We start from the raw sequence: 22100 nt of genomic DNA, 5'->3' as shown, positions 1-22100 counted from the left end.
TCGGATCGTGGTAGCCAGTACGCCAGTGCGAGCTACAGAGCGTTGCTGGCGCGAAATGACATGCAGCAAAGCATGAGTCGTAAAGGTAACTGCTGGGATACTCAGTTCACTATGCTCAAGAGCGTCAGCCCAATCTGACCCGTGCTGGGATTGGCCAATAAGAGTGCCTTTGCGTTGACCTGTCGATTGGACGCTGACGTTCCCTGGCATTGCCGGGCCCTGCGTCTGTGACCTGATAGGAGCCTTGTCCTGCATCTTGAGTGTCCTGTCCTGCGTATGGGGTTGGTAATGCGTTCTCCTCGGAGGCATTAGTCATGAACAATCCCATGGGCGAAAACGAAGTCATCTTGGGTGTTGATACACATCTGGATACCCACGTAGGTGTCTTGATCAACACCAATGGAAACCTGCTTGGCAGCTTGGCGGTAACGACCGATACCAGCGGATATCTCAAACTCGTTACCTGGGCCAACTCCTTCGGTATGTTAAAGCGTGCCGGCGTGGAAGGCACTGGAACCTATGGTGCGGGTTTAGCCCGTGTCCTGCGTGATCATGGCATCGAGGTGCTGGAGGTTAATCGCCCCGATCGCTCCAAACGCCGGCTTCAGGGAAAATCCGATCCCACCGACGCTGAGAGCGCAGCTCGATCCGTACTTTCGGGAAACGCCAAGGCGATCGCCAAGACCCAATCGGGTGTGGCCGAGGCGATGCGGATAGTTTCGGTTGCTCGGCGCAGCGCAGTCAGAGCGAAAACCCAAGCGATCAATCAATTGAGAGCCTTGCTCGTCAGTGCCCCGCAAGACATTCGTGAGCGGCTCTGGAAAACCAAACCTGCCGACTGCGCCAAGGGGTGTGCACGTATTCGCTCACTGGGCGCGACTGCATTCCTGAGCACCTTAACGACCTCCCTGTGCCTATTGGCCAAACGCTGGCTGGCATTGGCAGACGAAGTTGAAAAGCTTGACGCCATTCTGGACAACCTGACTCGCCAACATGCTCGCCGTTTACGCGAACAATTTGGCGTCGGCCCTCAAACGGCGGCCGTGCTGCTTTCGACAGCAGGCGATAACCCGGAGCGCTTAAAAAGCGAAGCAGCGCTCGCCGCCCTCTGTGGGGTCAGTCCTTTACCGGCATCCTCGGGTAAAACGGTGCGACATCGTTTAAACCGAGGTGGGAATCGGTCTGCGAACAACGCCCTGTGGACCATTGCGATGGTACGCATGCGCAGTGATCCCAAAACCCAAAGCTATGTCGCCCGGCGTAGTGCGCAAGGTTTGTCTTCCAAAGAAATTCAGCGCTGTTTAAAGCGCTATATCGTCAGGGAGCTATACCCTTTGATCCTGGCGGATCTAGCCGACTCGGCTCGATCTTGTTGACATAGGAGCGTCAACTCAGTGATGGAGCGCTTCTTCCTGAGCTTGAAAATGGAGCGGGTATGGCGCCGCGATTACGCCAACCACGCCGAAGCGATACGTGACATCACGGAATACATCGTTGGGTTTTACAACAACGAGCGGCTGCACTCGAAACTGGGATATTTGCCACCGACCGTTTACGAACGGGCGATGGCGTCGAAACCACCTATCGAGGTGTCTGGAATTAGTTGACCACTACACTGACACCCAGTAATCAAAAAGCGGGCTTGCCCCCTCGCCACAGGCTCGCACTCATTGCCTCTGCGGCTGTTGAATTGTTCCGTTTGATTTAACGAAAACTCCTACCTGCTCTCTCGAACTTCCCCGACTTCATTCCCCCTCCATCCCCTGCACAGTCTCGCGTCCTGTACCACCCACGCGAGGGATTGCGGATGTATGCCCCCACCACCTGCCGGCCCGGGACACGGGCGTTGTGAAGACCTCCATCGGCTTGCTGGTCTTCGCCGTCATGGACCCGAAAAACCCCGACATCGACACCGTCCTCAACGACTTCAAACACTGCCTCAACGATTACCCGGCCTGGGCCGAGAGCTTCTGGACCGGCTGGGCGCTGGATGTCGAACAAGTCTTCAAGGTCGGCCATGAGGTCAGCCTGGTCGCCCCGAAAAACTCCCGGACACCGGTCAGCACGACGGTCGCGAGCTGTCCCGCCAGCGGACCCTTGACCCTGGTGCACATGTTCCAGTCCGCCCGCTTCGTGCCCATCGGCAATACGCCGGTGCTGCTCGAGCCGGTCATCCATGGCCGTAGCGGCGAGGTGGTGGGGGGGGAGCCGATTCACGCAACCATCGGTCCCGACGGCATTCTCGAAGTCCCCAAATGCTGGCGCGGCCAGCGCTATCGCATCACCTTTTTCCCCCACGTTTCCCAGGACCATGTCAAGGCGCTGTACGCCTCCTATCAAGGGCTGATCGGTGAGCTTGAAGGTTGGCTGCGCAACGCCTGGTCGAGCCAGTTTCAGCCGGCGTGGGCGAGCTTTTCCGAGGCCGACCTGCTTGAGCGTTACCGCGCCCTGCAGCAGGCCAACTGGCGCGGCTTCGAAAGTGCCCTGTTCGGTGTGTGGGATGACGTTCAGCAGCTCTACCGGCTGCTGGCCGACCTGCAACCGAACAGCGCAAAACTCCTCGAGTACCTGACCCCAATCGAACTCGACACCCTGCTGAGCACGTCCAGGGAGGCCATCGCCAACGGCCTGCTGGTGCTCAGCGATGAGCCGCTGCAGTTCGTCTACCTGTCGGCCATCGTCAGTTGGCTACGGATGCTGCCACCGCCTTACCTCATCGAAGTACTGGCCGAAATTCGCAGCGAAGTGCTGATCAATCTGTTGCTGATCAGCTGCACCGCGGGGATTGGCTTCAAGCTGCGCATGAGCACCCGGGTGCTGGGCCAGATCAAGTCCGGCCGTGCTCGACAGTGGTTTGCACAGTTGGGCGAAAAGCTCGCCGAATTCACCGCCGCCCATCGCCTGGGCGCCCACGCCGACCACCTCAAACCGCTGCTGGTCAAGGCCCGGGGCGCGCCGCTCGCGCCAACCCCGGGCGTGCCCCTCAAGATTGCCCCCATGGACCCGCATCACCCCGGCACCACGCCGACGCTGGCGGTGAACAATCCCGCGGCCCTGGCGCGCGACAAGAGCGGGCGCATGACCCGCCTGAGCCGACACCAACCCCACGACGACGCCCCCAAACAGGCGAAAAACCCCAACGGCGCCAGCGCCGACACCGCCAGCCAAACCGCCACCCGCGGCTGCCCGGTGTCGATGGTCACCGGCGAAGAACTGCTGAGCCTCACCGACGCTGAACTGGACGGGGTGCTGCCGTTCAGCTGGACCCGGCTGTACCGCAGCAGCGCGGTGGAGCTCGATGGCGGGCTGGGGTGGGGCTGGAGTCACCCGCTGGCGCAGCGGCTGGAGATCAGTGGCGATTCGGTGATCTGGATCGACCAGGAGAACCGCCGCACCACCTTCCCGCTGCCCAGTACCGAGCGCCCGGCGATCCACAACAGCCTGGCGCGGGCGGCGATTTACCTCGGCGAGGCTCCCGAGGAACTGATCCTCGCCCAAGCCGGCGATGCGGCGCGCTTCTACCACTTTCGCGACGGTCGGCTGAGCGCCATCAGCGATGCCTACGGCAACCGCCTGCACGTCAGCCGCGACCGTCAGCAACGCATCCAGCGCCTGGACAACGGTGCCGGCCGCGCCCTGCGCCTGCGCTACGAGCGCGCGCAGATCATCGCCGTCGACTACCAGAGCTTGCACCCGGCCGACACCCTCGAAGACGCCTGGCGCACCGAGCAGACCCTGGTCCGCTACCGCTACGACGAACGCCAGCGGCTGGTCGAGGCAAGCAACGCCGCCGGGGACAGCGAGCGCTACGACTACGACGATCAGCAGGTCATCCTGCAGCGGCAACTGGCCGGGGGCGCGAGCTTCTTCTGGGAATGGGAGCGCACGGGCAAAGCCGCGCGCTGCATCCGGCACTGGGCGAGTTTTGCGCAGATGGACCAGCGCTACGTCTGGGACGAGCAGGGCGGGGTCAGCGTCCAGCATGCCGACGGCCGCGCAGAAGTTTACGTCCACGACCCGCAGGCGCGGCTGCTGCGCCAGGTCGAGGCGGACGGCGCCGAGCACCTTAAGGCCTACGACGACCAGGGCCGGCTGACCGCCGAGCAGGACCCGCTCGGCGCCGTCACCGAATACCGCTATGACGAGGCCGGGCGCCTGATCGCGGTGCTGCCCGCCGAGGATGAGCCGACGGCGTTCGAGTACCGCAACGGTCACCTCCACCGCCGTCAGCGCGGTCAGGCGCAGTGGACCTACCAACGCAATGCCCAGGGCGATCTCACCGAACAGATCGATCCCGACGGCCAGGTCACCCATTACCACTACGACGCCAAAGGTCAGTTAACCGGCATCCGTTATCCGGACCATAGCTGCCACACCCTGAGCTGGAATCCCCTCGGCCAGCTGATCGAAGAACAGCTGCCGAACGGCGGCCAACGCCGCTATGCCTACGACACGTTGGGCCGGCAGATTCGCCGCCAGGACGAACACGGCGCCGTCACCCAGTACCAGTGGGATGCCGTCGGCCGGCTGCTGCAGACCACCTTGCCCGGCGGCGCGAGCCGCGCCTTCAGCTACAACGCCTACGGCAAGGTCACCGCCGAACGCGATGAACTGGGCCGCCTCACCCGCTACGAATACGCCGACGACCTGCACCTGGTCAGCCGCCGGATCAACCCTGACGGCAGCCAGCTGCGCTACCGCTACGACAACGCGCGGCTGTTGCTCAGCGAGATCGAAAACGAAGCCGGCGAACGCTACCGGCTCGAATACGCCGCCAACGGCCTGATCCGGGAGGAGACCGGCTTCGATGGCCGGCGCACCGCCTACGCCTACGACCTCAACGGTCAGCTGCTGGAGAAGACCGAGTTTGGTGACGACGGCTCAACGCTGGTCACCGGGTACCAACGCGATGCTCACGGCCGGCTGACCCGCAAGACCCTGCCCGACGGCAACACCGTCGACTATCGCTACGACGGCCTCGGCCGCCTGGTCAGCGTCGCGGACCGCGACACCGACTGGCCGCTGGAATTCGAATACGACCGGCACGACCGGCTGATCACCGAGCACCAAGGCTGGGGCACCCTGCGTTATCGCTACGACGCCTGCGGTCGGCTCAAGCAGCTGCGCCTGCCGGACCACAGCACCCTCGACTACCACCACGCCCAGGGCGGGGCGCTGAGCGCCATCGACCTCAACGGCGCCCGGCTGACCACGCACGTCTTTGATGCCGGACGTGAACAACAGCGCCAGCAAGGCCAACTGCTCAGCCAGTACCAGTACGACGAGCAGGGCCGCCTGCAGGCCCACGCCCTCAGTCAGCAACAACAGTCGCGGTACCACCGGCATTACCGCTACGCCGCCAACGGCAACCTGGCCCTCCTCAGCGACAGTCGCCACGGCCAGCGCCGGTATGACTACGATCTGCGAGACCGGCTGCTCGGCGTGCGCCATCCCCACGGCGAACCCCCGGAACACTTCAGCCACGACCCGGCCGGCAACCTGCTGATGCAGGACCGCCCCGGCCCGGCCCGCATCCAGGGCAACCGCCTGCGGATGCACGGCGACCGCCATTACGACTACGACGCCTACGGCAACCTGATCCGCGAACGCCGCGGCAAGGCCCAGTGCCTCGTCAGCGAATACCGCTACGACTGCCAGCACCGGCTGATCGGCATGACCCGGCCCGACGGCCGTGGCGCCAGCTACCGCTACGACGCCTTCGGCCGGCGCATCGCGAAAACCGTCGACGGGCAGAGCACCGAATTCTTCTGGCAAGGCGACCAACTGATCGCCGAACGCGGCAGCAGCCACTACCGCAGCTACCTCTACGAACCCGGCAGCTTCCGCCCGCTGGCCCTGCTCGACGGCGAGGGTCCACGGAATGCCTGCCCGTTCTACTACCAACTCGACCACCTCGGCACCCCTCAGGAACTCACCGCCTACAGCGGCGAGATCGTCTGGTCGGCGCAATACCACGCCTACGGCAAACTCGCCCGCCTCAAGCAAGACAGCGAAGAACACCTCGAGCAACCGCTGCGCTTCCAGGGCCAATACTGCGACGCCGAGAGCGGCCTGCACTACAACCGCCATCGCTACTACACTCCGGACAACGGCCGCTACCTGACCCCGGACCCGAGCAAACTGGCCGGTGGGCTGAACGCCTACCAATACACCCCGAACCCGACGGGCTGGGTGGATCCGTTGGGGTTGAGTACCTGCCCGGGCGGGGATGGGTGCAAGCCGGCGCTGGGGGTGGAAGACCCGGCGGCGAAGGCACGGGTGGATGAGGGGGTACCGACGCTCCCAGATTCCAAAAGGGAAGAGGGATACCTATATCGGGGGGATAAAAGTCATCCTGACGAAATCTTTGAACATGGGTTTAAAAGTAAAGGCGATAGCAATGACTTACTACTTCACTCCATCGACAGCGATAATCCACCGAGCAATTTTATTAGCACGTCTCCATCTAGAGACGTAGGGATTGCATTTGCTACAAGTTTTCACGTGAGAGGTGGGTATCTGTACACATTGCGGAAAATACCAGGTCGTGATGTAAAGAAAGAGCTAGGAAAGGAATATATATTTGGAACTGAAGCCGAAATAGCAATACCTGAACGTATAGATAGAGAAAATATTCTCGGCGCAACCCCTGTAAGGGCGGACGGTCGTAGTTCTGGATATACCATTATAAATCCATACAGGAAGTAAAGAATTGAAAACTGTAAAAATAGCTATAAGTGTAAGTGGCAAAAAACAAAAAGCAAAACTTATATGCGATACGGAAAAGTTAACCATAAATTTCGTTATGGAAAATGGCTTTAATAAAACCTATTCTGGAAGCGATTTCTATAATTGCTTTGGGCATGTCAGAGAGGGAAATCCTGATATTAAATTCCTTTGTAAAGGTTCAAAAATAAATGTTCGCCCGTCCAGTATGTCATCACAAATGTCCCAGGGTGTAAGGGCCTACGAGTTGACGTTAGGGAAGTCTCCTTCACTAAGTGATCTGGTTGATATTTTCGATTACGAAGAAAATGATTTGACAAACGATCCTAAGGTGCAAAAAGAATTTTATATGCGCTGGCGAGACTCGATAGTAGATGGTGATGATGGCTAGAAATGGAAAGGTGGAAGTAACGCATTGCTCTTTCAAATAAATGGAGAATGCTAGTCATGTTGAGTATTTCATGCTTGATTGGAACGGAGAGTAGGGTGTGGCCGCAACGGAGATAACTCTGAGTATCAATGGGGTCGCTGAGTCGGCCGTAGTCGAGTGCAGCAGGAAGATACCGGCCCTAACAATAACCATGGCAAGCGGACTCAGAAAGACTTATACAGGCGAAGATATTTACATTTGCTTTGGATTGCTCAGAAAAGACTTCAAGGACATAAAATTTCTGTGCAAAGGAGCAAAATTGAATGTCCACCCCTCTAGCATGTCTTCACAGATGTCCAACGGGATAATGGCGTATGAGCTTACTTTGGGAAAGCAAAGCAAAAGAGAAAATTTAGTGAATATTTTCGACTACGAAGAAAATGACATTACCAATGAAATACAAGAGCAAATAGATTTTTACGATCGTTGGATCGATTCGTTAGTTGGATAATTAGATCGTCAGACTAGAGAGCATTTTTGGCGAGGGAGCTTGCTTCCGCCGGCCAGTCCGCCCTCGGACGAAGCAGTCGTAAAGCCGCTGCATGCGGTGTGTCTGGAAGAGCGAGGTTGCAGGTTTGCGACCGCTGCGCGGCCGATCGCGGGCAAGCCACGCTCCTACATTGGATAGTGTTCATTTGTGGGAGTCGGGCTTGCCCGCGAAGACGTTCTGTCAGGCGACTCTGGCAGAGGGACAGAATATAGATCGTTAGATCGTTCCCACGCTCTGCGTGGGAATGCCTCACTGGACGCGCAGCAATCGCTTCGGCAGTGACGCAGAGCGTCACGGGCTGCATTCCCACGCAGAGCGTGGGAACGATCATTGGCAGATCTGACACCCAGTAATCAAAAAAGGGGCGCCTCTGAGGTTGCCCGTTTTGTTTATGGTGCCATCTGCGCCCGCAATCGCCGTCCGATGACGTCCATTAAATCGCAGCCGTCGCGCAGCGGGATAGCGAGGACCCGGAACGATCATTGGCAGATCCGACACCCAGTAATCAAAAAAGGGCGCCTCTGAGGTTGCCCGTTTTGTTTATGGTGCCATCTGCGCCCGTAGTCGCCGTCCGATCACGTCCAGCAGATCGCAGCCGTCGCACAGCGGGATGGCTAGGACCCGGGCGAGTAGTCGATCGTTCCCACGCTCTGCGTGGGAATGTCTCACTGGACGCTCCGCGTCCGCTTCGGCAGTGACGCAGAGCGTCACGGGCTGCATTCCCACGCAGAGCGTGGGAACGATCATTGGCAGATCTGACACCCAGTAATCAAAAAAAAGGGCGCCTCTGAGGTTAATGCCAGTCAGTTAAGGAATTTTTGGCTTCGCACATTCCCCCGTAGCAGCTGCCGAAGGCTGCGTTCGAGTGCGCAGCACTCGTAAAATGGCAAACTTCGTCCTTTCAGGAGGACCGTATATCGCCTATTTGCGACTGCTTTGCAGCCGGACGCAGCCTTCGGCAGCTGCTACAGCAATAGGGCAAGCCTGCTCCAGCAACAAACCGCTATCCTTGGCCTCACCTCCCTCCAAACGAGTGTTCCCATGCTTGAGGTGCAAGGCGTGTTCAAGAGCTATGCAACACCGCAAGGTCCGTTGGCGGTGTTGCAGGGTGTCGACTTGCAGCTGCAACACGGCACCAGCCTGGCGCTGATGGGCGAGTCGGGCAGTGGCAAGAGCACGTTGCTGCATCTGATTGCCGGGCTGGACAAGGTTGATCGCGGCAGTATCCGGATCGGCGAGCAGCGTCTCGATCAGATGAGCGAAGCGCAACTGGCGAACTGGCGCCGCACCGAGGTGGGCCTGGTGTTCCAGCAATTCAACCTGATCAGCAGCCTGCGGGTCGAAGACAACCTGGCCTTTCAGGCGCGCCTGGCCGGGCGTTATGAGCCGGTCTGGCAAGGGCAGTTGATCGAGCGGTTGGGGTTGGGCGACTTGCTCAGGCGTTACCCCGAACAACTTTCTGGCGGTCAGCAACAACGGGTGGCGCTGGGACGTGCACTGGCTTCGCGCCCCGGTTTGCTGCTGGCGGATGAACCCACCGGCAGCCTCGACGAAACCACCAGTGATGAAGTGCTGAAACTGCTCCTGGAGCTGCTCGACGACAGCCCGACCAGTCTGTTGATGGTCACCCACAGCCCAAGGGTCGCGGCCCGTCTGGCGCAAAGAGTGATGCTGCATAACGGGCGTCTGGCCGGCGTGGAGGGGCGCTGAGGTGCGGGTTTTTTATGGGACATTGCGCGCGCTGCTGAGCCACTGGCGGCAGCACCCGGTGCAGTTTTTCAGCGTGCTGACCGGTCTCTGGCTGGCCACCGGCCTGTTGACCGGCGTGCAAGCGCTGAACAGTCAGGCACGCGAAAGTTACGCGCGGGCCAGCCAGTTGATTGGCGGCGAACCCCAGGCCAGCCTGACTGCGCCCAATGGTGCGAGCTTTTCCCAAGCCTTGTTCATCAGCCTGCGACGCGCCGGTTGGCCGGTGTCACCGGTGTTGCAGGCGCGCCTGACGCTCAAGGGGCATGAAGATCAACGTCTGCAATTGATGGGGATCGAGCCGCTGTCGCTACCGGCCGGGTCTGCAGTGGCCGGGCAAGCGCTGCAGATGGCGCGGATTGTCGATTTCTTCAGCGCGCCGGGCAGCACCTGGATTGCTCCGCAAACCTTGCAGGTATTGGGTTATCGCGAAGGCGAACAACCGCTCGCGGCGAATGGGCAACGCTTGCCGCCGCTGCACAGCCAGGCCGACATGGCGCCCGGTGTACTGCTGGTGGATATCGGTTTCGCACAACAGGTGTTGGGCATGCCGCAGCAGCTCTCGCGCCTGCTGCTGCCCAAGGATTTCGCGGCGACGCAGCCGGTGCTGCCTGAAGACCTTGCCCGGCAGTTAGTGCTCAAACGCAGTGGCGAAGAAAACAACCTGTCGCGCCTCACCGAAAGCTTTCACCTGAACCTCGATGCCCTGGGCTTTTTGTCCTTCGTGGTGGGCCTGTTTATCGTGCATGCCGCCATCGGCCTGGCGCTGGAGCAACGCCGCGGATTGATGAGAACCCTGCGGGCCTGCGGAGTCAGTGCGCGCATGCTGATCTTCAGTCTGAGCATGGAGCTGGGATGCCTGGCGTTGCTGGGCGGGATCGCCGGAGTTGCCAGCGGTTATCTGCTGGCCGGGATGCTGTTGCCGGATGTCGCTGCCAGCCTGCGCGGGTTGTATGGTGCCGAAGTGGCGGGGCAGTTGAGCCTGAGCCCGCTCTGGTGGTTGAGTGGTGTGGGGGTGAGTCTGCTCGGTGCGTTGCTGGCCGGCGCCAACAGTTTGCTGCGCGCGGCACGTTTGCCATTGCTCGCACTGGCCAACCCGCAAGCCTGGCACCAGGCCCATGCCCGCTGGCTGCGACGCCAGGGCTGGGTGGCGGCGATGGCCGGTGGGGTCGCGGTACTGGCCTTGTTGCTGGGCGACAGTTTGACCAGCGGGTTTGTGCTGATGGCTTCTCTGTTCCTGGCGGCGGCATTGAGCTTGCCAGTGCTGCTCAATGCGCTGCTGAGTGGCGTACTCAGGCGCAATCGCTCGGTGCTGGGCCAGTGGTTTATTGCCGATTGCCGCCAGCAATTGCCGGCCTTGAGTCTGGCATTGATGGCGCTGTTGTTGGCGCTGGCCGCCAACATTGGCGCCGGCAGCATGACCGCAGGCTTTCGCCAGACCTTCAGTGACTGGCTCGAGCAACGTCTGACCGCCGAGCTGTACGTCAACCCGCAAAGTCCGGGGCAGGCGCGTGAGATTCAGGCGTGGCTGGGCCAGCAGCCGCAGGTCTCTGCGCTATTGCCCAGCTGGCAGGTGTCGATCCAGTTGCAGGGCTGGCCCGCGGATTTGTATGGCGTCATCGATCACCCGACGTATCGCCAGCACTGGCCATTGCTGCAAGTGCTGGGGGACAAACCCTGGGATCAGTTGGCCACAGACGACACGCTGATGCTCAGTGAACAATTGGCCCGGCGACTGAAGGTGCAATTAGGCGATCGGCTGACGATTCCAACGCCGCAAGGCCAATGGTCGCCGCGCATCGTCGGGATTTATGCCGACTATGGCAATCCCAAAGGCCATTTACTGGTCAACGCTGAACACCTGCAGCGCTTTTGGCCGCAACTGGCGCCGAGTCGTTTCAACGTGCGCATTGACCCTGCGTCCGCGCCGTCGTTGGTGCGCGCTCTGCAAGCGCGCTTTGCGCTGGACGACAACCGCATCGTCGAGCAGACGCAACTCAAGGGTTGGTCCACGCAAGTGTTCGAACGCACCTTTGCTGCCACCGCAGCGCTCAACAGTTTGACGCTGGGGGTTGCTGGCGTTGCGTTGTTTATCAGCCTGCTGACCCAGAGCCAGAGTCGTCTCGGGCAACTGGCGCCGTTATGGGCCTTGGGCGTAACCCGGCGTCAATTGATGCTGCTCAACCTGGGGCAGACCTGGTTATTGGCGGTGTTGACCTTACTGCTGGCGTTGCCATTGGGGATGGTGTTGGCGTGGTGCCTGAACGCGGTGATCAACGTTCAGGCGTTTGGCTGGCGTCTGCCGCTGCGGATCTTCCCGTTGCAACTGTTGCAATTGATGGCCCTGGCGCTGTTGGCGACGTTGCTGGCATCGGCCTGGCCGCTGTTCAAGCTCTACCGCACCCGACCGGCCGATCTGCTCAGGACCTTTGCCCGTGAAGACTAAGTGGCTGCGGCTCGGCGTGCTGCTCTTGGCGCTGTGGCAATTGAGCGGCTGCGATGACGCGGCGCAGAAAAACACCGACAGTTTTGCCGGGCTGGGCAATGAGGCGGCGGCTTTTACGCCCGTGATTCCCGGTAGACCGTTCATCTTTCCGGCAGATCACGGGCCTCACGATGGCTTTCGCATCGAGTGGTGGTACGTCACCGCCAACCTCAAGGACGATCAGGGACGCCGTTTCGGTGCGCAATGGACCTTGTTTCGCAATGCGCTGAACGCTGCCCCCGATCAACCCGGTTGGGGCAACCAGACGATCTGGCTGGGCCACGCGGCGGTGACTTCGGCCAGTCAGCATCACGCGGCCGAACGCTACGCTCGCGGCGGCGTCGGGCAAGCCGGAGTGAATGCTACGCCGTTCACTGCCTGGATCGATGACTGGAGTTTTGCCAGCCAGTCAGGCACCGAAAATCCCTTGGCCGATTTGCAACTGCATGCCCGTGGGCAAGGCTTCAGCTATCAACTGCGCCTGACGTCGAGCAAACCCCTGGTGCTGCAAGGCGAGCAGGGTTTCAGCAAAAAGTCCGAACAAGGCCAGGCGTCGTATTACTACAGCCAGCCGTTTTTTCAGGCTGCGGGCAGCCTTGAAATCGACGGCAAAGCCTATCAGGTCAGTGGCCCGGCCTGGCTGGACCGCGAGTGGAGCAGTCAACCGTTGACCGCCAGCCAAACCGGTTGGGACTGGTTTTCCCTGCACCTGGATAACGGCGAGCAGGTCATGCTGTTTCGGGTGCGCGAAAAGGACGGAACCTCGTATTTGACCGGGACCTGGATATTTGCCGATGGTCATGCGCAGCCACTGCGCGGGGGTGAAATCAGCCTCACGCCGCTGGTCACCTCTGATGTCGCGGGGCGCAAGATGCCGACCCGTTGGTCGGTCAAGATTCCCGGCAAAGGTCTGGACATCACCACTGTCGCGCTGAATCCCAACGCCTGGATGGCGCTGCGGATTCCTTACTGGGAGGGGCCGGTGCAGTTGAGTGGCAGTCATGCCGGCAGCGGTTATCTGGAAATGACCGGGTATTGAGCTGGAGGGTAGCTGCCTGACTGCCCATGGGCTCGACGCAATACGCTGACACAGTGCTTGTCAGAAATATTGTGACCAGATTTATTCAGATTTTGCTAACGGACAGATCGATCAGGTTCCATTAAAATCTACCCGTTCGCCCAGTGTAATGGCTCTTTACCGGTGCATGGATTGCCAGGCCAGTGCGCTGGGCGAACTCCCTTCTGATCGCTCAGCGACATTCAAGCGCACTCCAGATCCGGCACGCTTGATCCCACTCACATCATGTTGATGACTGCACTGTCAGGCCAATGGCGGCAGATTCAGCGCGGCGCAGCACTCCAGGATCGAGCGCCGCTGGGTTTCGGCATACAGCGCCAGCTCATCGATGGTCGAACGGCCCAGGGCCTTCTCGAACTCTTGCTGGTTCGATTGTGAGGCGTAATGGCTTTGCGCGTCGTCTCCGAGGTTGGACTGGAAAATGCCCGCCGCACTGACCGGCAAAAAGTCCTCGTACACCAGTGGCTCGAAACGAAGGTAGTGCCCGCTGATCAAACCCTCCAACGTCGCCGGGTTCGACAGATCGCCCCCAGCAGCGAGGCCCTTTTCGGTGACGAAGTAGCGGAAGTACGCCAGGCCTTGTTGGCGCATGCCGGCGTAGGTGTCCGGGAATTCGCTGAAATGGGCTTGCAGCAGCGTGTTGTAGCGCTGAGCATTTTCTTCGTTGGGCAAATCCTTCAATTCATCGCGCGCGGCATTCAGCAAGCGGTCGTACAGCGCCCGGCCTGCCGGCGTCAGCGCCGCGCCGCGTTGTTCGATTTCGCCGAAACGGGCGCTGTGGCTGCCGCTGGCCTGGTCCTGATCGACGAAGGCGATAGCCTCTTCCAGCGCCTTGAAGCTGGTCTGGCGCAGCAGAATCGGGCACTCACGGCGTGGCGGGCCTTCGATCACGGCTTTGGGGGTAATGCCGTGTCCGGGCATTTGCGCCTGGACCACATCGATGTCCAGGGTGCGCGGGGTCAGGTGATTGATGTGCGGCCCTTTGAAGGCCACCACGTCGGCGACCAAACGGTGCTGAGCGCTCAGTCGCTGGTACTGCTCGGCAGTGACGGTTGCGCTGTGATGCCAGCGAAACGTCTCCAGCGCCTGTTTGACGAATTCATCGGCGTCTTGTTCGTTGAGCCCGCCCTGGGCTTGGGATTTGTCGATCAAGGTCAGCGCGGTTGGGGTGAAGATCGAGCGCTTGGCCAGGACCGACTGGGCAAACTCGCGCAGTTCGGGATTTTCAATGAGTTCCAGCCTGAGCAACGAGGTGAACACCCGAAATGGGCTGATCTGCAACGACGCCTCATGCACTGCGCGGAACGCGGTGGAGTGCACCGGCACCCCGGCGGGCGTCAGGTCGTAATAGCCGACTGGCTGCATGCCCATGACCGCAAACAAGCGGCTGAGGGTCGCCAGTTCCTGGGCGGTACCGACGCGGATAGCGCCATGGCGCTCCAGGTCCAGGCGTTCGATTTCACCGGTGGCGCGCAGCTGTTGTGCAACGCTGCTGTCGGTGCTCAGCACTTGGGCGTTGGTCTGCGCTACCAGTTCCATCAGCGCGCCGTACAGCGGCACCTCTTCTCGATACATGTCCGACATCGCCCGTGAAAAGCGTTGGCGGATCAGGTCAGGGCTGACGAAGCTCTGGATGCTCATAGACAGAATTCCCGGCGCAGTGAAATCGTGGGTTCAAGGAGGTTTTTCGTTGCCCGATTCTGTTCGGGGCAAGGGGGCACTGGCAAACGAAGTTTCTTCTGAACTTCATTCTGCAAATGACTGCACCCGCGATCCGCATTCCCCCCGTAGCAGCTGCCGAAGGCTGCGTTCGGTCTGGGCCGCATTCGGACGTAGCGGTCGTAAAATCAAGCACTGCGGTGTTACAGGTTAACCGTGGTTGCAGGATTTGCGACCGCTTCGCGGCCGAACGCAGCCTTCGGCAGCTGCTACGGTTCGCGTAACGGCTTAAGCCCCCTCGCCACAAATTGACCACCGCGTATTGGCCAGCAAAACCGCTGCCGATGTCATGCCCAGAGCGCTCGCGGGTGCTTGCTCGAGGCGCTGACCGGTGATGGCTATTTGCCGTTCCCCTGATAGACTTTCAGCAAGCCCGCACGTAACAACCGGCGTCTCAGGATCCGTTCAGCAGCACAGAGGAGCTTTGGCCCCTATGCGACACACTGGAGGAAAGGGACTTTCACTGGCCAGGAGGCTGTACACCTCGCGAATGTTGGGCTTTGCCCTGGGCCTCCTTTGCGTGGGAGGCGCGATGTATCCGCTCAATCCATCGCGCTGGGTGTGGGGGCTCATGCTGTTGAACGGCATTCTCTGGCCGCATCTGGGCTATCAATGGGCACGCCGGTCGAAAGTGCCTTACCACGCTGAACACCGCAATATACTGATCGACTCGTTTCTCGGCGGTTTCTGGGTCGCCGCCATGCACTTCAATCCCTTGCCCAGTGCGACCACGCTGTCGATGATGGCGATGAATAATGTCGCCATTGGCGGTATACGCTTTCTGCTGGCCGGTTGTGTCGCTCAGGTTTTGGGTATCGCCACCGCGCTGCTGATTTTTTCACCGGCATTCATTCCCCAAACCAGCCCTGTGCAGCTGTATGCCTGCTTACCGCTATTGATGCTTTACCCCTTGGTGCTGGGGTGGATCTGTTATCGGCAAGCCCACACGCTGGGGCGGCACAAGCGTGAGTTACTGGCGCTCAGCCGTACCGACAGTCTGACTGGCCTGCTGAACCACGGGGCCTGGAAGGACCAACTGGAAGTCGAGTTTCAGCGTTGTCAGCGCCAGCAGCAAGGCGGGGCCATCGCACTGATTGACATCGATCACTTCAAGGCCATCAATGACACTTACGGCCACGTCGCCGGAGACCTGGTGCTGCGTCAGTTGAGCAAAATTCTCAAGCAAAACCTGCGCGCCAGCGATCAGGCGGGGCGTTATGGTGGCGACGAGTTTTGCGTGATCCTGCCGGACGTGCCGCTGGCCAACGCCGCTCAGGCCATGGATGCCCTGCGTGATCGCTTCGCCTGCCTGGGCTATGAGCAAACCCCGGCGATGAAGGTCAGCCTGAGCATCGGCCTGGCCGCGTTCAACCCGGCGCACAGCGATGCAACCCTTTGGCTCAATGACGCCGACCAGGCGTTGTACGAAGCGAAAACCATGGGCCGTAATCGGGTCATTTGCCGAGCGTATGGCGCGCTGCACCAGGTCCTGCTCAACCCGGTGTGAGGCGGGTTGAATAAAGCGAGCGTACGGTACGCGGTGAGCCTCAGGCGGCGACGGCTTGTCGCTGATGCGCCGCCAGACGCACGGCGCGGACCGAGTTGCCCGGCTGCAGTTGCAGGCGCTTGGCGGTGAGGCGATCGATCACCAGGTGGCTGCCCACCAGCCGCGCCTTGGCGGCAGTGATGCGGCAGTTCTCGAGGCGGCGGTTGTGGATCAGCCAGACCGGTGCTTCGTCGTCCGGTGTGCCAATGGCCAAGGTCAGCGGCTTGCTGTCGCGCACTGTGCGGATATCTGCGATTTGCGCCTCAATGACTGGCCCGCCGTCAAAGATGTCGATATAGCCCTGATGGGAAAAGCCTTCGGCCTGCAGAATGTTCAGCGCCCGCTCGGTGTTCTTGTGCGCCTTGCCGATCACCGCCTGCGCTTGCTCGCTGAGCAGGCAGGTGTAGAGCGGTTGACGCGGCATCAGCTCGGCGATGAAAGACTTGTTGCCCAGCCCGGACAAGTGATCGGCCTGGCTGAAATCCATCTTGAAGAAGTGCCGGCCCACGCTGTCCCAGAACGGCGAGCAGCCGTATTCGTCGGCGCTGCCGCGCATTTCGGCGATCAGTTTGTCGCCGAACAGGTGCGGGAATTCAGCGACGAACAACAGGCGCGAAATGGACAACAGCCGACCGTTGCTGCCCTTGCGCTGATCGGGCCGCAGGAACAGCGAGCAGACTTCCGATTGACCGGTCATTTCGTTGTTGAGAAACAGCGTCGATATCTGCCGTTGGATGCCGAGCTCTGGCGACGAATTGACGGTCAAGCCAACCCGGTAGTTGTACCAGGGCTCCCGCAGGCCGACGGCGCCGGCCAGCGCGCTGACACCCACCACTTGCTGATCGTCGTCTTCAAGCACGAACAGGTAGTCCGCGTCGGCGCGCTCGACCTGTTCGGCAAAGGTCCGCTGTGCCCAGCGCAGACGATGGGCCAGGCGCTCCTTGTTGGCCGGCAGGGTAGTGAACCCCGGGCCGGCACGTTGGACCAGCTCCAGCAGCGCGGGCAGGTCGGTGATACGAGCCGGGCGTACGATCATGGTGCAGCTCCTTCGTCGCGCCGAGTCTGGCACGCTGGTGTGGCGCGGTTCAAAGCGCAATCAGCCGGACCTGGCTGCCTTCAGCAAGCTTCAAGACGGCGAGCATTTCTGCGTTCAGGCTGACCGGCTGGCCCGGGGTCCAGTCCAGCTCGACAACAATCGCCCGATAGTTTTCCAGTGAGTCATTGCTCACCAGGTACGCAGCGCCGGTGCCAGCCTGCGGGCTGAGACGAGCACTCACCGTCTGGCTGTGAGCGATGGAGCGAATGCTCGAGGTCCGGGCAAAAAGCGTGGGACCGCCGTCGAAAATATCGACGTAGCTGTTGGCTTCGAAACCCTCGCGCAGAAGTATGTCCATTGCGTCCTGGCCGGCCGGATGGGCCTGGCCGATGCAGTCCTGGGCGGCCTGCGAAAGCATGGGGACATAGATCGGGTATTGCGGCATCAGCTCGGCCAGAAAGGTCCGGCTCTTCAAACCGCAGAGGCGTTCGGCCTCGGCATAGGGCAGGTCGAAAAAATGCTTGCCAAGCGCATCCCAGAACGGGGATTCGTCGTCTTCATTGCTGTAACCGACGATCTCGCTAATGGTCACCTCGGCAAAGCGCCGGGAATGGGCGGCCATGAATAAAAGGCGCCCGCGTGAGCTCAACTCGGCGAAAGGCGTTTGCGCCAGCGTCGAATCAACATGAAAGCCACACAGCAAGGTCTGCCCGTTCAGGTCATGACACAGCGACAGGGCCGGTACCTCGTGCTGGATGTTCAGTTCATGCGAGGTGCTGGTGAACATCCGGTTGCGCAAGCTGTAAAACGGCTCTGACAAACCAGTGGTCGCGACGATTTCCGAGCAGCCCATCAGACGCTCGTTGGTCGTGTCCTCCAGAACGAACAGGTAGCTTTGGTCACCATGGGTCTGGACATCGCTGGCGAACGAGGTGCTGGACGCGAGAATTTTTCCGTGCAGGCGCCGGGTGTCGTCAGGCAAGGACGTCACGCCCACCAGGCTGTCACGGGCAAGGCGTTGCAAACCGGGCAGGTCGGTTAACTTGACTGGACGTAAGACCAGCATGGATGCACTCCTGTATCAAAGGGTTCAGCGCCGCCTCGCCCGAGGGCGATGAACTTCGATGAACTTGACTATCACTGTCGGTTTCCACGCGTTTCAACGCCTGCCGCTGGAACACTCTGCGGCTGCGTACTTTTTTGCGCTCTTGCTGGCGCTTGGTAATGGTTGCCCGAGACCTGTCCTGGTCTCGGATAACGGCTGGATCCGTGTTAAAGAGCGTCGGGCACTATTTTTCCTCCAGCAAATGAGTGGTGAATTCGGCCCGCAGCGCATCAATGCCCTCCAGACGATCACCGGGATTGGGGGTGTGCAATGACAGACAGGCGATCAGCGCCTCAACCTGGGCTAGCGCCGGGACCAGCGTATCGAATGCCGAAACCGACTCCACGGGAGAGCTGATTACCAGGTCGGCCATTTCACGTAGCGGTGAGGCGTAAATGTCGGTGAACAACACCACCCGGGCATGCCGGCTCTTGGCCGCACTGGCAACGCGCAGCGCCAGGGACTGATAGCGGCGATAGTCGAAGAGCAGCACGATGTCCTGACGTTGCACCTCGAACAGGCGCTCGGGAAGCTGAGCATTGTCTTCCAGGGCGAAGCAGCCGGAACGCAGCAGGCGCAGATGGTTGAGCAGGTAGTTGGCCAGAAAACTGCTGAAGCGTCCGCCAAAGCAATGCACTTGATGGCGCGGCTCGAGCAGCCATTCAACCAGAATGCGCACGTCCTCGGGCTGGGTCAGTGCCTGGGTTTCGAGCAGGGCGCGATGGCTGTCCATCAGATAATGGGTCCAGGCATCGCCTTGTTTGATCTCTGAGCGGGGTTGTAACAGGGCGCTGGGGGAGCGCAGGCGATCATCCATGTCGCTGAGCAAGGCTTCGTGGAAATCGGCATAACCGTTGAAGCCCAGCTTCTTGACCAGGCGCACGATGGTGGGATCACTGACGCCGGCGCGCTCCGCCAGGCGTGACATCGGGCCCAGCCCATTACGCGGATACTGGTCCAGCAATGCGCGAATGACCTTGCGCTCCGAGGGCGTCAGATCAAGTGCGGGATCTGTGATCAGTTCTCTGAGAGAGGGCATCCAGGCTCCTGCAGGATGGATGTGTCGCTTTTATTTCATAATCCGTTAAAACAGTATTTATGTAGCTTACGTTACATGTCTAGTGAATTTTTGTATGGGGCGAAAAGGCCCAAAATGGGGCGAAAGCCCTATCCGAAGGAGGCGGCGGACGTTTCGCTTTCTGTTGTGGGCCAGTTCCCTGACGGGCCACGAAAACCCCACGAGAGTCCTCACTTGATTCGACAAATTGGGAAAGTGCCTGCGACAAGTGATACAAACGCCTGGACAGCGTATCGATTGCCATAACCCGAGTGATTTCCCTTGCAAGCCACCCGCCTGACCCTGATCTGCCACGCCCGAACCGTCGCACAGAAACTGGCGCGTTTTGCATTGGACGAGTCCCTGGAAATGGATTGGCAAGCGGCGCGGGGCTCGCGAGCCGGGAGCTTTAAACGCTTGCCACAATTGCTCAGCGCGCCGGAGACCCGGGCCAGGCAAACCGCCGAGCTGTTTGGGGCCCGGATGCAGATCGTACCTGCGCTGCGTGATTACGATGTCGGCCGTTGGCAAGGCCTGCGGATCGATGACCTGCAAAAGAATGAACCCGAGGCACTCCAGGCCTGGCTGACCGATACCACCTGTGCGCCCCACGGTGGCGAGTCAGTGGCGCAACTGTGCGAGCGGGTGGCTGATTGGCTCCAGACGTTGCGCAACACGCCGGGGCACGTGGTAGCGATCACTCATCCGTTCGTCATTCGCGCGGCGATTGTTCATGTCATGCAGTGCCCGCCCGCGGCCTTTAATGTGATCGATGTCGAGCCGTTGTCGGCGACCGAGTTGCGGTTTAATGGTCGGTGGCGGCTGCGTTTGCAGGAAAACGGCTCAGAGATGGAGACGATCACCCCATGAAGAAAATCCTGATCATCGGCATCGGTGCCGGTAACCCCGAATACATCACCGTTCAGGCCGTCAATGCGCTGAATCGGGTCGACGTGTTTTTCATCATGGACAAGGGCCAGAGCAAGGTAAAACTCACCGACCTGCGCCGTGACATCTGTGAGCGCTACATCACCGGTCACGACTATCGCTTCGTCGAAGCCCACAGCCCCGAACGCGTCCGTGGCGACGTGGACTACAGCGCAAGCGTCCATGATCTGAATCGCGACAAGCAGCAGACTTTCGAGCGGTTGATCACCGGTGAAATGCAGGACAACGAATGTGCAGCGTTTCTGGTGTGGGGCGATCCGGCGCTGTACGACAGCACCATCAGAATTTTGCAGGCGATCCTCGCGAGTGGCCGTTGCACCTTCGATTTCGAGGTCATCCCCGGCATCACCAGCGTCCAGGCGCTGGCGGCACAACATAAAGTGCCGTTGAACAGTATTGGCCGATCAGTCGAAATCACCACCGGGCGCAGGCTTGCTGCCGGGTTGGTCAGCGATGCCGATAGCGTCGTGGTGATGCTCGATGCCGAAGATGCCTATCGGCAGGTTGCCGATCAGGATCTGGATATCTATTGGGGCGCCTATCTGGGTACGCCGGACGAAATCCTGATTGCCGGCAAACTGAAGAATGTTGCCGACGAGATCGAGCGGGTGCGTAAAGCGGCGCGCCAGGCCAATGGCTGGATTATGGATACCTACTTGTTGCGCAAGCCTGAAGGTCCGCAGGACTGAAGGGCGCCCGGACTTGCCGGTGGAGGTCATGTCTTGGGGCCGACTGGCATTGCCCGGTGGCTGAACTATAAGAAGTACCAGGGAACGTTTCTGATGCGACGGACCCGCAGGCAGGCGGTGTATTCCTGACGCCGCTTAATCCAGCCCGAAACCCATCGCAGGTATCACCATGCAAACCCGTCTCGGATCCGCTCTCGCGCCGTTTCTGCTCGGTCTTTGCGCCGCTGCCATTCTGGGAGGCTGTGCCGGTTCCCAGGATCGATCGGCCGAAAACCGCCAGGCCTGTGTCAATGCCGGTTACAAGCCCGGCACCGACAGCTTCACTAACTGCATGATGCAATCGGACACCCAGCGCAGTAAGGCCACCGCGGACAGGCAAACCGACAAAAACCAGCCGTCTGACGCCGAGGTGGCGGTCCCGATCCCGGCCCCGGTCTCGAAAGGTTGCCAGACCACCGAAAGCACTGAAGTCAAAGGTGCTGCAACGCAGGCGGGGCAGACCACCAGCACGCGTACCTCATCGGTGTGTGGCGGTCAGTGAAGAGACTGATCATCGCCAGGCCGATTTCTTCTGCGCCCCTACGTACCGCGGAGAGTCAGCCAGAGCTGGGGCCGACGTCGACCATTCAGCGCGCCGTCGAAGCCTTTATTCTGTTTAATCTTCTGGAGAACGGTTCATGGCTCGCGCATCAGAATTCATCGATATCCCGGCTTCGGCCGAACAGGTCTGGCGATTGATTGGCGGCTTCAATTCGCTGCCGGACTGGTTACCCTTCATCCCGAAAAGCGAACTCAGCGATGGCGGCCGCGTGCGCAGCCTGCAAACGCTGGACGGTCTGGTGATCGTCGAGCGCCTGGAGGCCTTCGACAATGCGGCGCGCTCCTACAGCTACTCGATCAGCCAGGCACCGTTTCCGGTCACTGATTACCTGGCCACATTGCGCGTCGAAAACCTGGAAAGCGGGCAGACCTCGCGAGTCACCTGGTCGGGCCGCTTCACACCGGTCGGCGTGAGCGACGAGGCGGCGGTGGAGCTGTTCACCGG

The 22100-nt window shown here is 60.4% G+C and carries 16 protein-coding genes and 1 pseudogene; 12 read left to right on the top strand and 5 right to left on the bottom strand.

From position 1 onward, the window contains the following. Nucleotides 1-314: 314 nt before the first annotated feature. From AC07UI_RS29010 to AC07UI_RS28995, 4 genes and pseudogenes are all read left to right on the top strand, one after another. Entirely contained in the window at nucleotides 315-1376 is a 1062-nt protein-coding gene (locus AC07UI_RS29010) for an IS110 family RNA-guided transposase (RefSeq protein ID WP_494995733.1), read from the top strand. Between the two features lie 12 nt (nucleotides 1377-1388). Further along, nucleotides 1389-1607: pseudogene (locus tag AC07UI_RS29005) on the top strand (IS3 family transposase); the annotation flags it as partial. 277 nt (nucleotides 1608-1884) lie between these two features. After that, entirely contained in the window at nucleotides 1885-6708 is a 4824-nt protein-coding gene (locus AC07UI_RS29000; RefSeq protein WP_494995734.1) for an RHS repeat-associated core domain-containing protein, read from the top strand. Nucleotides 6709-6712: 4 nt separating this feature from the next. Further along, nucleotides 6713-7117, top strand: coding sequence for a hypothetical protein (locus AC07UI_RS28995; RefSeq protein WP_494995732.1), 405 nt, complete (start codon nucleotides 6713-6715; stop codon nucleotides 7115-7117). A gap of 1069 nt (nucleotides 7118-8186) precedes the next feature. Here AC07UI_RS28995 and AC07UI_RS28990 read toward each other — a convergent pair. Further along, on the bottom strand, nucleotides 8187-8393 hold the full coding sequence (locus AC07UI_RS28990) for a hypothetical protein (protein WP_494995731.1): 207 nt from the start codon (nucleotides 8391-8393) through the stop codon (nucleotides 8187-8189). A 294-nt stretch (nucleotides 8394-8687) separates the two neighbouring features. On the opposite strand from AC07UI_RS28990, the gene AC07UI_RS28985 reads away from it, so the two are divergent. From AC07UI_RS28985 to AC07UI_RS28975, 3 genes are read left to right on the top strand one after another with little or no spacing between them, the layout of a single operon-like run. After that, complete coding sequence (locus AC07UI_RS28985) at nucleotides 8688-9356, top strand: ABC transporter ATP-binding protein (RefSeq protein ID WP_494995730.1); 669 nt, start codon at nucleotides 8688-8690, stop codon at nucleotides 9354-9356. Nucleotide 9357: 1 nt separating this feature from the next. Beyond that, the gene (locus AC07UI_RS28980; protein ID WP_494995729.1) at nucleotides 9358-11838 is read left to right on the top strand and encodes an ABC transporter permease; all 2481 of its coding nucleotides are present in this window, start codon (nucleotides 9358-9360) and stop codon (nucleotides 11836-11838) included. Then, on the top strand, nucleotides 11828-12916 hold the full coding sequence (locus tag AC07UI_RS28975; RefSeq protein WP_494995728.1) for a lipocalin-like domain-containing protein: 1089 nt from the start codon (nucleotides 11828-11830) through the stop codon (nucleotides 12914-12916). Before AC07UI_RS28980 ends, AC07UI_RS28975 begins: the two co-directional genes overlap by 11 nt. A 282-nt stretch (nucleotides 12917-13198) precedes the next feature. On the opposite strand, the gene hglS is transcribed toward AC07UI_RS28975, so the two are convergent. Beyond that, nucleotides 13199-14596, bottom strand: a complete 1398-nt coding sequence (gene hglS, locus AC07UI_RS28970) for a 2-oxoadipate dioxygenase/decarboxylase HglS (RefSeq protein ID WP_494995727.1) — start codon at nucleotides 14594-14596, stop codon at nucleotides 13199-13201. Nucleotides 14597-15107: 511 nt separating this feature from the next. Here hglS and AC07UI_RS28965 point away from each other — a divergent pair. After that, complete coding sequence (locus AC07UI_RS28965) at nucleotides 15108-16181, top strand: diguanylate cyclase (RefSeq protein WP_494995726.1); 1074 nt, start codon at nucleotides 15108-15110, stop codon at nucleotides 16179-16181. A 40-nt stretch (nucleotides 16182-16221) separates the two neighbouring features. Here the strand turns inward: AC07UI_RS28965 and astA are convergent, their stop codons facing one another. The 3 genes from astA to AC07UI_RS28950 all read right to left on the bottom strand — a co-directional run bounded on the left by astA (nucleotide 16222) and on the right by AC07UI_RS28950 (nucleotide 19400). After that, nucleotides 16222-17256: an arginine N-succinyltransferase gene (astA, locus tag AC07UI_RS28960; RefSeq protein WP_494995725.1), complete on the bottom strand. Its 1035-nt coding sequence runs from the start codon at nucleotides 17254-17256 to the stop codon at nucleotides 16222-16224. A 49-nt stretch (nucleotides 17257-17305) separates the two neighbouring features. Continuing rightward, nucleotides 17306-18322 carry an arginine N-succinyltransferase gene (locus tag AC07UI_RS28955; RefSeq protein WP_494995724.1) on the bottom strand — a complete coding sequence of 339 codons (1017 nt, stop codon included), beginning with the start codon at nucleotides 18320-18322 and terminating at the stop codon, nucleotides 17306-17308. Nucleotides 18323-18545: 223 nt separating this feature from the next. Continuing rightward, nucleotides 18546-19400, bottom strand: coding sequence for a MurR/RpiR family transcriptional regulator (locus AC07UI_RS28950; protein ID WP_494995723.1), 855 nt, complete (start codon nucleotides 19398-19400; stop codon nucleotides 18546-18548). A 300-nt stretch (nucleotides 19401-19700) separates the two neighbouring features. Here AC07UI_RS28950 and AC07UI_RS28945 point away from each other — a divergent pair, with 300 nt between their 5' ends. The 4 genes from AC07UI_RS28945 to AC07UI_RS28930 form a co-directional block, all read left to right on the top strand. After that, nucleotides 19701-20288 (top strand): histidine phosphatase family protein, encoded by a 588-nt coding sequence (locus AC07UI_RS28945; protein ID WP_494995722.1) that lies wholly within the window; start codon nucleotides 19701-19703, stop codon nucleotides 20286-20288. Beyond that, nucleotides 20285-21055: a precorrin-6A synthase (deacetylating) gene (gene cobF / locus AC07UI_RS28940; RefSeq protein ID WP_494995721.1), complete on the top strand. Its 771-nt coding sequence runs from the start codon at nucleotides 20285-20287 to the stop codon at nucleotides 21053-21055. The genes AC07UI_RS28945 and cobF overlap by 4 nt, the downstream gene beginning before the upstream one ends. Before the next feature lie 169 nt (nucleotides 21056-21224). Next, on the top strand, nucleotides 21225-21596 hold the full coding sequence (locus AC07UI_RS28935; RefSeq protein ID WP_494995720.1) for a hypothetical protein: 372 nt from the start codon (nucleotides 21225-21227) through the stop codon (nucleotides 21594-21596). Between the two features lie 136 nt (nucleotides 21597-21732). Continuing rightward, the coding region (locus tag AC07UI_RS28930) for an SRPBCC family protein (RefSeq protein ID WP_494995719.1) at nucleotides 21733-22100 on the top strand (368 nt) is incomplete at its 3' end.

The organism is Pseudomonas sp. GW821-FHT04C07, from assembly GCF_059420325.1.
This window is presented reverse-complemented; position numbering and strand designations above follow the sequence as displayed.